The 12,522-nt window shown below is 66.4% G+C and carries 14 protein-coding genes; 7 read left to right on the forward strand and 7 right to left on the reverse strand.

Annotation, left to right across the window (positions count from 1 at the left end; genetic code table 11):
* Window position 1: 1 nt before the first annotated feature.
* The gene (locus BLV94_RS38750; protein ID WP_072944191.1) at window positions 2-1,177 is read right to left on the reverse strand and encodes a serine/threonine-protein kinase; all 1,176 of its coding nucleotides are present in this window, start codon (window positions 1,175-1,177) and stop codon (window positions 2-4) included.
* A 61-nt stretch (window positions 1,178-1,238) separates the two neighbouring features.
* Here BLV94_RS38750 and BLV94_RS38755 point away from each other — a divergent pair, with 61 nt between their 5' ends.
* The 4 genes from BLV94_RS38755 to BLV94_RS38770 all read left to right on the forward strand — a co-directional run bounded on the left by BLV94_RS38755 (window position 1,239) and on the right by BLV94_RS38770 (window position 4,664).
* Window positions 1,239-2,636, forward strand: coding sequence for a plasmid pRiA4b ORF-3 family protein (locus tag BLV94_RS38755; protein ID WP_072944192.1), 1,398 nt, complete (start codon window positions 1,239-1,241; stop codon window positions 2,634-2,636).
* A gap of 236 nt (window positions 2,637-2,872) precedes the next feature.
* Window positions 2,873-3,325: a hypothetical protein gene (locus BLV94_RS38760; protein ID WP_072944285.1), complete on the forward strand. Its 453-nt coding sequence runs from the start codon at window positions 2,873-2,875 to the stop codon at window positions 3,323-3,325.
* 37 nt (window positions 3,326-3,362) lie between these two features.
* A complete protein-coding gene (locus BLV94_RS38765) occupies window positions 3,363-3,551 on the forward strand; it encodes a hypothetical protein (RefSeq protein ID WP_072944287.1) in 189 nt (62 codons plus the stop codon).
* 69 nt (window positions 3,552-3,620) lie between these two features.
* Window positions 3,621-4,664, forward strand: a complete 1,044-nt coding sequence (locus BLV94_RS38770; RefSeq protein WP_072944194.1) for a DNA polymerase IV — start codon at window positions 3,621-3,623, stop codon at window positions 4,662-4,664.
* A 39-nt stretch (window positions 4,665-4,703) separates the two neighbouring features.
* Here BLV94_RS38770 and BLV94_RS38775 read toward each other — a convergent pair whose 3' ends face one another.
* Window positions 4,704-5,702 carry an MBL fold metallo-hydrolase gene (locus tag BLV94_RS38775; RefSeq protein WP_072944288.1) on the reverse strand — a complete coding sequence of 333 codons (999 nt, stop codon included), beginning with the start codon at window positions 5,700-5,702 and terminating at the stop codon, window positions 4,704-4,706.
* A 278-nt stretch (window positions 5,703-5,980) separates the two neighbouring features.
* Between BLV94_RS38775 and BLV94_RS38780 the strand changes: the two genes are divergently transcribed.
* Window positions 5,981-6,814: a glycine-rich protein gene (locus BLV94_RS38780; RefSeq protein ID WP_244163752.1), complete on the forward strand. Its 834-nt coding sequence runs from the start codon at window positions 5,981-5,983 to the stop codon at window positions 6,812-6,814.
* A 101-nt stretch (window positions 6,815-6,915) separates the two neighbouring features.
* Here BLV94_RS38780 and BLV94_RS38785 read toward each other — a convergent pair whose 3' ends face one another.
* Window positions 6,916-7,428, reverse strand: coding sequence for a CarD family transcriptional regulator (locus BLV94_RS38785; protein ID WP_072944195.1), 513 nt, complete (start codon window positions 7,426-7,428; stop codon window positions 6,916-6,918).
* A gap of 111 nt (window positions 7,429-7,539) precedes the next feature.
* Here BLV94_RS38785 and BLV94_RS38790 point away from each other — a divergent pair, with 111 nt between their 5' ends.
* Window positions 7,540-8,175: a TetR family transcriptional regulator gene (locus tag BLV94_RS38790; RefSeq protein ID WP_072944197.1), complete on the forward strand. Its 636-nt coding sequence runs from the start codon at window positions 7,540-7,542 to the stop codon at window positions 8,173-8,175.
* Between the two features lie 25 nt (window positions 8,176-8,200).
* On the opposite strand, the gene BLV94_RS38795 is transcribed toward BLV94_RS38790, so the two are convergent.
* From BLV94_RS38795 to BLV94_RS38805, 3 genes are all read right to left on the reverse strand, one after another.
* Window positions 8,201-8,611 carry a YjbQ family protein gene (locus BLV94_RS38795; RefSeq protein ID WP_072944292.1) on the reverse strand — a complete coding sequence of 137 codons (411 nt, stop codon included), beginning with the start codon at window positions 8,609-8,611 and terminating at the stop codon, window positions 8,201-8,203.
* A 313-nt stretch (window positions 8,612-8,924) separates the two neighbouring features.
* Window positions 8,925-9,614 carry a TerD family protein gene (locus BLV94_RS38800; RefSeq protein WP_072944198.1) on the reverse strand — a complete coding sequence of 230 codons (690 nt, stop codon included), beginning with the start codon at window positions 9,612-9,614 and terminating at the stop codon, window positions 8,925-8,927.
* 107 nt (window positions 9,615-9,721) lie between these two features.
* A complete protein-coding gene (locus tag BLV94_RS38805; RefSeq protein WP_072944200.1) occupies window positions 9,722-10,141 on the reverse strand; it encodes a CoA-binding protein in 420 nt (139 codons plus the stop codon).
* Between the two features lie 78 nt (window positions 10,142-10,219).
* On the opposite strand from BLV94_RS38805, the gene BLV94_RS38810 reads away from it, so the two are divergent.
* On the forward strand, window positions 10,220-11,869 hold the full coding sequence (locus BLV94_RS38810; RefSeq protein WP_072944201.1) for an NERD domain-containing protein: 1,650 nt from the start codon (window positions 10,220-10,222) through the stop codon (window positions 11,867-11,869).
* Between the two features lie 149 nt (window positions 11,870-12,018).
* On the opposite strand, the gene BLV94_RS38815 is transcribed toward BLV94_RS38810, so the two are convergent.
* Window positions 12,019-12,510: a DUF2510 domain-containing protein gene (locus BLV94_RS38815; protein WP_244163887.1), complete on the reverse strand. Its 492-nt coding sequence runs from the start codon at window positions 12,508-12,510 to the stop codon at window positions 12,019-12,021.
* Window positions 12,511-12,522 lie beyond the last annotated feature (12 nt).

A 12,522-nucleotide genomic window follows, 5' to 3' on the forward strand; every position in this document is an offset into this window, starting at 1 on the left:
GTCAGTTGCCGTCCTTGTCTTTGTCCTTGTCCTTGGTCTTGCCGTTCCCGTTGTTGCCGTTGCTGTTTCCCGGACCCGTCTTCGGGGCGTCGGCCGGCGGGGCCGGTGCGACGGGTTCGACGTCGACGGTGCCGCTTGGGGGAGCTACGGGCGCCGGGGGCGGGGCGACGGCGGTGGTGCTCGGGCCGGGATCGACGGTGCCGTTCTGATTCTGCGACGCGATGGCCAGTGCCGCCACGGCGGCGGCCACCAGCAGAGCGGCGACGGCGGCGATGATCACGCCGGTCCGCCCCGGTCGCCGACGCTGGGGTGCCGGCGGGTGAACGGGTGTGGCGGGCGTGAATGCCCTCGTCGGCGGCGGGTGTGCGACGGGCGTTCCGAGAACGGCGGCCCGCATCGACTGGGCGTCGGCGTGCCGCTGCCGCGGATCGCGGGACATCGCACGTTCGATCGTGTGCACGAGGTTCGGGTCGGCGTCCGGACGCACCACGTGGAGAGGTCGGGCCGCCCCGTCGGTGATGGCCCGGGCGAGCGACAGGATGTTGTCGCCGGCGAACGGCCGGTGCCCGGCCAGGGCTTCGTAGCCGACGACGCCGACCGCGTACAGATCGTCGGCGGTCGTGGCGGGTGTGCCCAGGATGCGATCCGGACTGAGATAGGCCACGGTGCCCAGCACCTGTCCCGTCGCCGTGTGGTCGGACGCCGCGCTCTTCGCGATGCCGAAGTCGGCGACCTTCACCGTGCCCGACGCGGTGAACAGCACGTTCCCCGGTTTGATGTCGCGGTGCAGGATCCCGGCACCGTGCGCAGCGCCGACGGCGGCGAGCACGTCGGCAAGGATCGACCGCACCCGCGCGTCGGGTAGGGGTCCGGTGGCGATCTCGTCGGCGAGGGTTCGCCCGGGCAGGCGTTCCATCACGATGTAGGCCACTCCCGCGTCCTCGCCGCAGTCGTGCACCGCGACCACGTTCGGGTGGTTCAACGTCGCGGCCAGCCGGGCCTCGGCCTCGAACCGCCGGCGGGTGTCGGGGACGGACGCGAGTTCGGGGCGCAGCACCTTGATCGCGACCGGGCGCTCGAGGCGCAGGTCCCACCCGTCGTGGACGTCGGCCATGCCGCCTCGGCCCAGCACTCCCCGCAGCTGGTATCGACCTGCGAGAAGTGCGGACACAGACATGCCTTCACGCTATCGTCACCACTTGTGCCGGACACTTCTGCCTCCCGCCTACCATGACGCCATGACCGCTTCGGGTAAACGCCGACACCTGTCCGTCGTTCCTGACGTGCCGGTGATCGTCCGGCCGTCCGAACGGCGGGGCCGCCGCCGCGTCGCGGGCTACCACCTGCGTATCGAACTCGACGAGGTGTCGCCGCCGATCTGGCGCCAATTCGTGGTGCCGTCGAACCTGCGGCTGCACGAGTTGCATCCGATCGTGCAGACGATCATGGGCTGGCAGGACAGCCACCTGCATTCGTGGGTCGGCGGTGAGCCGCCCGCGTCGGAGCGCTACGACATGCGCGAGAGCATCGAGGAGGGTTTCGCCGACGAGGAAGACGAGTTGTGCGAGGACGCGGTGCGGCTCGATCAGGTGCTCGCCGAACCGGGGGAGCAGCTGTCCTATCTGTACGACTTCGGCGACGGCTGGGAGCACACGATCGTGCTCGAACGGATCGACACCGACGCCTCGGAGCCGACCGTCACCTGCCTCGCCGGCGCCCGCGCGTGCCCGCCCGAGGATTGCGGCGGACCGGGCGGATACGACGACCTGCTGAAGGTCCTCGCGACGCCGTCGCACCCCGGTCATCACGACGCCGGGGCGTGGGTCGGGCCGGGCTTCGCACCCGAATCGTTCGGCGTCGACACCGTGAACCGTGGCCTGCGGATCGAAGCGGTCATCCGTGACCACGGGCCGGTGACGGATTCGAAGTTCGCGGCACTGCTGCGACGGATCCCCCATCAAGCTGCCCCGCAAGTCTTTTCGCTTCTCGAGCGCGCCCACCTCACCGACCGGCTGGGCGACATCCACGAAACGATCGAAGCGGCGACATTCCACCTGCGGTGGTTCCTGAACCGCATCGGTCCCGACGGCATCACACTGACCCAGGCGGGCTACCTGCCACCGGCCGTGGTGGCGGAGATGCGGCGGGAACTGCCGGGCTTCGACGACTGGCCCGCCACCAGCAACCGCGAGTCGGATCAGCGGCCGGTCCACCTGCTCCGCGAATACGCCAAGACCCTCGGACTGGTGCGCAAATACAAGGGCAAACTGATTCGCACCAATCTCGGCTCCGCGACGGCAAGCGATGCAGGTCGGCTGTGGGCACACCTTCTCGACCGGCTGCCACTGGCGGACGAGCCCATCGAGCGGGAGGCCGGATACCTCGTGCTCCTCACCCTCGCCGCCGGCACCACGTCGGACGAACGCCGGGACGTCATCGCCGAAGGCCTCGCCGCCCTCGGCTGGCAGACGAGCGACGGGACCATCGTCGGCCGGGAAGAACTCTTCTGGATCGCCCGCCCCACGATTTCGTTCCTCGAACTCACCGGCGCCATGGTCGAGGGCTGGGTCCAGCGCGACCAGCCGATGGACCCCGTCTGGGGCCGCCTCTTCGCGCAGATGGTGCTGTCGATGTAGGTGGGCGACGGGCCCGATTGTTGTCCCGAGAGTCGAACATGCAGCGGGGCAGCCGTATTCGAATCGTGCGATAGTTACGACTGCTCTCGCGGTGAGTCGGTCGTGTGAACGACACCGGTCGAAGCGGAGCGAGTTCGGGCCGCATGTGTCGGGGCCTTCTGCTTTGATACGACGCAGGGGGAGGCTTTCGACGATCCCCTGTCGTGGTTGGTCGCGAGCAAGGGAAGGTGATGGCGATGGTCGATTCCACCGAGTTGCCCGAGGTTTCGTGGGCGGGGATGGTCGAGTGGTTGACGGGTTCGCTGGTCGATCAACCGGTCGCGCTCATCGTCGAGATCGGCCCGAACAGTTACGTCGGTGAAGACGACGACCAGGAAGTCGTCTGCGCGCAGATTCAGGTTCTGGCCGATGGTGTGTTGATGCTGCGCCGATCACGCGTCGAACTCGGGCACCTGCTGCTCGCCGACTATTCCACCGAGAACCTGCCACTCGACATCTGGCAGTTCGACGGCCACTTCGAAGACTGTACGGACGGGTATCTGTTCAGCCGCGACGCAAACCTGATCGCGAACACGTGCGTTGCCTGGTTCCGGGACAATTGGGGCACCCGGTCCACCAGTGAACTCGGATGCTCCTACCGGTTCCCCGACGAATTGCTACCGCCCGCCGATGGCACCGATGTATTCTGAACTCTTCGCTTCGCGCGGAGTCACCATCGGAGGCGGCATGCCTACCCACCACCCCTCACGTACTTACCGCGGTTGCGCGCTCTGCTCCCCGCGCAAGCGGCGCGGCATCGGTGTCGCAGCCCGCGAGACCATCCCCACGCTTCGCAAGCTCGGCAAGTCTCGCAGGCTCAACCGCCGCGACCTCGGTGATTACGCCGACGACCTGCGGGAACGCAACGAACGGTGACCGCGCCCCCGTCCGGGATCTCCGCAGATTCCGGGGATCTCGGACGGATGGGTCGGGCACACTGGTCCCATGAGTACTCCGCCGCGTCGCCGGTGGGTGCTGCATGTCGATCTCGACCAGTTCATCGCCGCAGTCGAGGTGCTGCGGCACCCCGAGCTGCGGGGACGTCCGGTCGTCGTGGGTGGTCGTGGGGATCCGACCGAGCGTGCGGTGGTGTCGACGGCGTCGTACGAGGCGCGGAAATTCGGTGTCGGGTCCGGGATGCCGATGCGGATCGCGGCACGGAAAATTCCCGACGCCGTGTTCCTCCCTGTCGACGCCGAGGCGTACATGGAGGTGTCGGCGGTCGTGATGGACACCCTGCGGAAGCTGGACGTGGTCGTCGAGGTGATGGGCTGGGACGAAGCGTTTCTCGGTGTCGAGACCGATGATCCGGAGGCGTTCGCCCGAACCATCCACGACGCCGTCCTCGAAGCAACAGGGCTGCACTGTTCAGTCGGCATCGGCGACAACAAGTTACGGGCCAAGATCGCGACGGACTTCGGCAAACCGCAGGGCATCTACCGGCTCACCGAGGCGAACTGGTTCGCCGTCATGGGGGAGCGCCCCACCGATGCGCTGTGGGGGATCGGTAAGAAGACCTCGAAAAAGCTTGCCGCGCTCGGTATCAATACGGTGCGCGAACTCGCCGACGCCTCGGATCAGGAGTTGGCCGCGACGCTCGGGCCGACTATGGGTCCGTGGTACGCCAGGATCGGTCGCGGAATCGATCTCTCCCCGGTGTCCGCGGAACCGTGGGTGGCGCGGTCGCACAGCCGGGAGACGACGTTTCAGCAGAACCTCGCTGGCCGGGAGGCCGTCACCGAGGAGATCCGACGCCTCGCCGCCCGGGTCCGGGAGGACATCCTCGCGGAGAACCGGAAGGCGGTGCGAGTGGCGTTGAAGGTGCGCTACGCCCCGTTCGACACCCACACGACGAGCAAGCCACTACCCGAGCCGACGTTCGATCCGGACGTGATCGCCGACGCGGCGGCAGCATTGGTCGACCGCCTCGACCACGAGCGGGAAGTCCGGCTCCTCGGGGTGCGATTGGAGATGACCCCACCCACGTGAGTGCCAAAGCGTGCCCGAGGACGCTTTGCCGCTCACGTGTCAGCGGCGGGCGAAGACGGCGGGTTCGCTGTCCGGTACCTGGGCGACGAGGTCGCGGGCGACGAGGTGCCGAAGGTGTGCCGCTGCCTCGGACAGTGCCATGCCCTTGCCCATGGGGGAGATGTCGGCCCACGGCTTGTACCACTTCATGCGCTCGGCGACCTGCCACACGGTGATCTGGTCGTCGCCGAAAGCCTTGTACAGGTGGTCGAGTCGCTCTTCGTGGTGCTCGATGAGTTCGCCGGCGCGGCCCGCGACGTCGTCGATGGGGATGCCGTGCGCGCCGAGCCCCCGGGTGATGTTCATCGTCTGGACGCGGCGCAGCGAGTCCATGAACTCGGCGAGGGCGTCGCGTTCCTCGAGCGGGTAGACGAAGTTGCCGACGTGCGGCGTCGTCTTCTGCAGGACGTGGTCGCCGGTGAACATCACGTCGGCGTCTTCCAGATAGAAGCAGATGTGGCCCGGGGTGTGGCCGGGGGTGTAGACGGCGCGCAGGCCGCGACCGGTGAGGGCGATGAGTTCGTCGTCGACGAGGACACGGTCGGGGGCCGAATCTGGACCCGCAGGCGGTTTCCCCGACGCGGACTTCTCGAACGCCTCCAGATCGGCCGGGGCCGCGCCGGCCCGTGTCATGTTGGCCTTCTGGAAGTCCAGCCACTCGGGGCCGTGGCCGGTCGACATGTGCTCGAACATCTCGTGATCGGATTCGTGCATCGCAATCCAGGCCCCGGAGGCCTCTCGCACCCGCCCGCACAGACCTGTGTGGTCGGGGTGGAAGTGGGTGAGGACCACGCCTTCGACATCCTTGACCGAGTGCCCGATGGCCTCGAGCCCGGAGGTGAGGCCTGCCCACGCATTGTCGTCGTCCCAGCCGGCGTCGACGAGGATCAGGCCGCCGGGCGATTCCATCGCGTAGACGAGTGTGTGACCAAGGGGATTGTCGGTAATCGGGACCGGAATCTGGAAGATCCCGTCACCGATGGGCGCTGCGTCGCTCATGTGCATACCTCGTTGCCTAGAGGAACAAATTAGTTCTACTTACCTTCATAGTGACCTTTCAGCGCGGATTGCGATACCGCGGGTCCCGATTAGCGGTCCGGCATGCCCGTGACCTGGCGCTTTTGTGCGAAAGCCGACCCGGAGACCGGAATACCCACTGGAAGCCGGATGCTGTGGAATGCTCCACTCGGACCAGCTTTCACATGCTCGCGTTGCGACAGGAGACTGCTTTGACCACAAACCTCGTTCGATCACGGCGCCGGTGGTACACAACCGGAATGTGTGGACTCGCCGTAGTCGGCGCCTCGGGGCTGCTCGCCCCCAGCCTGGCGGTTGCCGCGCCGGCCGCGCTGCCTGTCGGCTGCGTGCAAGGCATCGGAACCCAGGTGACCTGCACATTCACTTCAACCGGCAGTGCGCAGTCGTTCACGGTCCCCGACGGCATTACCAGCTTGGCGGTGACGGCAACGGGCGGACGTGGTGGAAACGGTGGTCAGATCCTCGGCGGTGCCGCGGCTGTCGCGACCGGGCGGTTGACGGTCGCCGCAGGTGACGCGCTGTACATCCAGGTCGGCGGGAACGGCGGTGACGGCACCGGGCTGGCCGGATACAACGGCGGCGGAGCCGGTGGCACCGGTGCCGGTGGGGGAGGAGGGGCGTCCGACGTTCGCACAGGCTCGGGTGAGCTGGCGGATCGTCAGATCGTCGCGGCAGGCGGCGGCGGCGCGGGCGACACCTATATCGGTGGCGCAGGGAACCTGACCCCGACCGGCCCCGACGGCCAAGCGGGCGGCGGCGGGGGAGGCGGCGGCGGTGCGACCGGCGTCGCTGGTGGCGTCGGAGGCAACGGTGGCAGTGACCCGCACGGTTCGCCGGGTGAAGCCGGAATCGGAGGCGCAGCGGCAGGCGCGAGTGGCGGCGGTGGCGGCGGCTGGTTCGGCGGTGGCGGCGGCGCCGACAACTACGGCGGTGGCGGAGGCGGCGGTGGCTCGTCCTACGCGCCGGGCGGAACACTCGCGACCGCAGCGGCGGACGCAGCACCGACTGTCATCATCACCTATGGGCAGGGCTCGGGAACCGGATCACTCGGAAACCTGTTCGGCAGCAGCTGATCTCGACTCCTGTGCTGGAGACGTGAGAGATCGCAAGCCGACTCGACGACATCGGCGGCAGCCCGGAACTCTCGTCCGGGCTGCCGCCGATTTTCGTGTCGTCAGACTGCAGCGACCGCCGCGGGAGAGTCGGCGGATTCGTAGATAGCTTCGATGCGGCGCCGAGTCTCGTCCGGGTCGGACTTCATCGCGAGGACGAGTTCGGAAATGACGAGCTGCATCGCGTGCTCGAGCTGCCGCTTCTCGCCGGCCGAGAGGGGCTTTTCCTGTGAACGGGTCATCAGATCGCGGATGACTTCGCTCACCGTGAAGATTCCACCCACGGTCAGCTTTTCCTGATTGGCCTTGAACCGACGAGACCAGTTCGACGGGTCGTCCACCGTCGGCCCACGCAGGATGTCGAAGACTCGACCAACTTCATCGTTGTTGATCGCGTTCCGAACGCCGATGGCCTCGGCTTTCGCGACCGGGATCTCGATGGACAGCCCGTTCTGAGCGACTTCGAATTGCACGTAATCAGTGGGTAGATCGTTGAACATCCGGGTCGTGAGCTTTGTGACTGTCACGGACCCATGGTGCGGGTACAGGAAAATATCACCGATATTGAGATTCATTGATTACCTACCCTTCGCATACATTATGACACACGCTGCCATGTTGACAACGGATGTCCGGATGTGAACGATCGACGCGTGGGGTTCTCCTACCGATAACGAAGGCCGTTGATGACCAGAATCGAAGTGTTCCCCGTGCCGTCTGACCTGCCCGTCGGCCCGTTGGGGTTGCGGGAGCGGCGACGTGAGCAGACGAACGTGGAGATCAGTGAGACTTCGCTCACGCTGTTCGAGCGCAAGGGCGTCGAGGCCACAACCGTCGGGGAGATCGCGCAAGCAGCGGGCGTGTCTCAGCGCACATTCTTTCGATACTTCGCCACGAAGGAAGAGGCCGCGCTCCGGGACCACTGGGCCTTCGAGGCGGTCGTGGCATCACGGCTCGACCAACTCGACTCGACCCTCTCGCCGAGGCTCGCATTGGAGACGTCCTTCGTGGACGCATTGGTGACGTACGCGGACAGCTCGTCGACACCCTGCCGGCGATTGCTGCGGGTGAACAGGCTCATCAAGAAAGAGCCTGCGCTGCGTGCTGTGCTGGCGCGCGAGAGTGTGCGGCGGACGGCGGCCCTGGTCGATGCGGTGTCGAAGAGATTCGACTGCTCCGACCTACAGATTCGTCTGGCGGTCGACGTGTCGGTCGCCGTACTCCGGGCGGCGTTGGAGACGTGGGTGGATCGGTCCTCCACCGACGAGACGGCGAGCCTCCCCGAGATCTATTCCTCGGCAAGAGGACTCGCGCGCGCGTGATCGGACGCGTCCCGCCGGAGCTGACTCAGGCGGCGAGGAAGCTGAATCGGACGTGCCGCACCGGGTTGTCGACATTGGTGTCGACGAGGCAGACGGACTGCCAGGTGCCCGTCGCGAGCGCGCCGTCGAAGACAGGAACGGACGCGTAGGGCGGCAGGAACGCTGGCAGCACGTGGTCGCGGCCGTGTCCGTGGCTGCCGTGGCGGTGCCGCCACCGGTCGTCGCGGGGAAGCACGTCGTCGATCGCGCGCAGCAGGTCGTCGTCGCTCCCCGCGCCGGTCTCGATGACCACGAGTCCCGCCGTGGCGTGCGGCACCCAGACATGCAGCAGCCCATCGCCAGCGCCGGCCGACGCGAGGAACTTCTCGATCTCACGGGTCAGGTCGTACACCACCGGCTCAGCGCCGGTGCGCACCTCGATCTCGGTACTGAACATGGTCCCGACGTTAGCCCGCGGGTGCGTGATATTCGAGCTGAGGTCGGCCGACCGCCTCAGCCGTTCCGCCTGCGTCAGTCGCTGGTCCGCGCCGGTGATCACGTGGCCGCGGCACCCACTATCCGATCAATTCCTGCCATGCCCGGGGTGGAACTCGGCGTGGGGCAACAGGTTATGCTGTGTGTGCATTGGGGTTCCTTTCGGTGCAGTGCCCGGTCCCAGCATTCCCTTGGCGGAGGGGGGACCGGGTATGCCGGAAACCGCTCCGCCGCCGTCACTGTCGCGGATGTGGCTTTCGCGACCGCCGTCTCTACTACTTGCGGCCGGCGGCCCATTTCATGCCCCAGCTGTAGGTCTTGTCGAGATCGGCCTGGCTGCCTTCGACGTACTTCACTTCGCGGGTGACGGTGATGCCCTGTCCGGTGTTCTGCAACACCGCGATGGCGCAGATGCGAGCGGAGCTGTCCGCCGAGTCCAGGCGCACCTCCACCTCGGGGCCGCTGGTGGGGTAGAGGGTGACGACGCCGTCCACGGCTGCCCAGTTGGGTGCGCCGTCGTAGATCATCGCGAAGATGAGGATGCGCTTGAACATTTCCGGTCGGTCGAGGTTGATATGCATGTTCTCGCCGCCGGTCACTGTGCCGGTGCGGTCGTCGGCGTCGAGCTGGATGAATGGCGCAGCCTGCAGCGATCCGAAGCTGTTGCCGAGTGCCTGGACGACACCCTTCGATCCGTCGGCAAGTTCGTAGAGACAGCCGAGGTCCAGGTCGATACCGTTGCTGCCGCCCGCGGCGGCCGCAAGTTTCGCGAAGAAGCCGGCCTTCTTCGGTTGCGGCGTCGCGCCCGTCGACCAGTTGAGATTCACTCGCATCGCACCCTGCCGCTCACCCGACTTCGTGAGGCTGACCGACGGCGCGGCCTTCGACAGCGTCACCTTGCTCAGGTTGACTCCGCCCTGCGGTGCAGCAGGAGTGGAGGGGCGTCGGGTGTAGTCGATAGCCACAGGTGGGAACCTTCCGATTGGCGGAGCGCGTCAGACGGTTGTCCGATTTGCACGATTTCGGTCCAGAGTAGCCGTAGTCGTGAGGCTCGCACTCCGCCCGACCACGGTCACGCTGATTCCCGTGCACTCCACTCGATCGCAGGGCAGGTGTCCATCACCATCGCGACGCCCTTCGCGATGGTGCGCTGGAAAGCGGCCTCGTCGATGACTCCCAACTGGAACCAGACGCCTTTCGCACCTACCTCGACGGCCTGGTCCGCGAACTCACCGGCGGCCTCGGACTGTCGGAAGACGTCGACGACGTCGATCGGGAACGGGACGTCCGCGAGTGTGGCGTACCCCTGCTCGCCGAGCACGGTCGGTGCGGTGGGATGGATGGGGACGATTCGTTTTCCTCGGTGCTGCAGCAACTCCGCAATGCGGTACGCCGTTCGGTCGGGGTTGCCGGAGAGCCCGACGATCGCCCACGTTTCCCAGTCGTCGAGCATCGACGAGACGGCACTGGGGTCCTGCCACGAAGTGTCCACACCGCAAAACTACTACTCACCGCGGACTTCAGCCGGGATCGCAGAGCTGAACTGAACCGTCCGTGCGAAAGTATCCGCATGGTGATCCGTATCCCCGAGAATCCGCGCCTGGTGAATGGTTCCGAGGAATCGGTGTGGAATGCGCTGTTGGGTCAGCTCGGTGATGGTGACCTCGTGGTGGCAAACCAGCGGGTCACCGACCGACTCAAGGACCACGAGATCGATTTCGTGGTGGCGCTCGAGGGGTACGGGATCGTCTGCCTGGAGGTGAAGGGCGGGCAGATCTGGCACGACGGCAGCGATTGGTACCAAGAGCAGCGAAAAGGGCCGACGGTGATTCACCCGGTTCGGCAAGCACGGGACGCGCTGTATGCCCTGCGGAGCTACGTGGAAGCCGACCCGCGCTGGAGTCACGGGCGGCTGCGGTGGGACCACGTGGTGGTCTTCCCCAACACAGAACTCACCGACGACTTCGCACTGCCGGAATGCCCACGGTGGAAGGTGATCGATCGCACCGACCTGGACGACGTGGTGTCGCGACTGCAGAAGGTGCTGTCCGGCCAGCAGCTGGATCGGCCGGCGCTGCCCGAGTACGGGGTCGATCAGCTCACAACGGTCCTCTCCGGACGCGGACTGCCGCAACGCGACGTGGTTGCGCGAGCGATCGCGCACGAAGACGCGGCCGATGCGCTCACCGCCCAGCAGTCGGCGATACTCGACGCGATCCGGCTGTTGCACCGGGTCGAGGTGCGGGGTGGCGCCGGAAGCGGCAAGACGTTCCTCGCGGTCGAGAAGGCGCGGCGGTTGGCGAAGCAGGGGCAGCGCGTCGCACTCATCTGCTACTCGCACGGGTTGGCGTCGTATCTCGAGCGATTGACCGCCACCTGGTCCCGCAAGGAGCGTCCCGCGTACGTGGGTGAGTTCCACGCGCTGGGGCAACTGTGGGGAGCGCCCGAGGGCCCGGACGAGAGCATCCGCAACACCGACACCGTGCAGTTCTGGGAACACGACCTTCCGCGGCACATGGCGGAGTTGGCGTCGGAACTGCCGTTGCGCGACCGGTTCGACGCGGTGGTCGTGGACGAGGCACAAGACTTCGCCGACGACTGGTGGGGTCCGCTGCTGGCAGCGCTGCGTGACGACGAAGCCGGGGGCATCTACGTATTCAGCGACGAGGGGCAGCGGGTATTCGACAGGCAGGGCGTTCCGCCGATTCAACTGGTCCCGTTGGTGCTCGATCACAATCTGCGCAACACCCGTCAGATTGCGGACTCGTTCACACCGCTGGTGGGACAGCGGATGCGCCTGCTCGGCGGGGAGGGCCCCGACGTACTTTTCGTGCCCTGCGCGGCGGAGGACGCGCTGACGATTGCCGACGACCAGATCGATTCATTGATGGACGAGGGGTGGCGTCCCGAGGATCTGGCCTTGCTTGCCACGGGCAGCCGTCACCCGGAGCAGGTGAGCAGGCAGACGGAGGGCAACGCGGCGTATTGGGACAGCTTCTGGGATACCGAGCAGGTGTTCTACGGGCACGTCCTGGGTTTCAAGGGACTCGAACGGCGTGCCGTCGTGCTGGCACTCAATGAGAAGGTGGTGCAGGAGCGTTCGCGTGAGCGGTTGTACGTCGGATTGTCGCGGGCGCGCGATCAGCTCGTGGTGTGCGGGGATCCGGACTTCATCCGCGACGTCGGGGGAGCGGAGTTGGCGAAACGCATGGGGATCTGACGTCGCCGCATGACGGAGCTCAGCGTCGCCCGCACTTCGAGCGGGTGCTCTGTGCCACCTCCACGTCGTGAACGTTTGGGGTGGGGTCGCGCGCAACCTCGATGAATGACTTGCTCCGGCAAGTGCTGAGTTTGTGTTGACGCTCTGCGCTAGGGAGCCCCCATGCCATAGGTGAATTCGCCGGAAGTCCAGTTCATCGTCGCGTGGTACTTGAAGCCGCTCATGGTGCCATCGCCGTTGTCATTGGTAGCGACGAAGCATTCGAAGACCGTCGTAGTTTCCGTCAGGTCATCTGTAGAGCCACCGCTGACCGGCGAACATGACACCGAGATGATGGAGCCGTCAATGAGGCCCTTTGCCACATGGCCTTCTGCCATTGTCTTGACGCTGGTCTCAATCTCCGTGACCGCCGCTTCGCGAGACGCCCGCTCGGCGTTGTCACGCTTCTGCTGCGCCGCTCGTGCCTCTGCCTGTCGTGCCTCTTCGGCGGCCACACGGTCGGCCTCTTCCTGCGCAGCAAGATTGATCGCGGCCTCTTCTGCCGCGGCGACTTGCGCGTCGTGTGACACTTTCCATATTGCGCCTCCACCGCCCAAGACGAAGAGGGCTACCAGGGCACCGATTGCCCATTTCTTGGGCACTCGTTTCGTCCT

Source organism: Rhodococcus koreensis (assembly GCF_900105905.1).
In the GTDB taxonomy this organism is placed as follows: domain Bacteria; phylum Actinomycetota; class Actinomycetes; order Mycobacteriales; family Mycobacteriaceae; genus Rhodococcus_F; species Rhodococcus_F koreensis.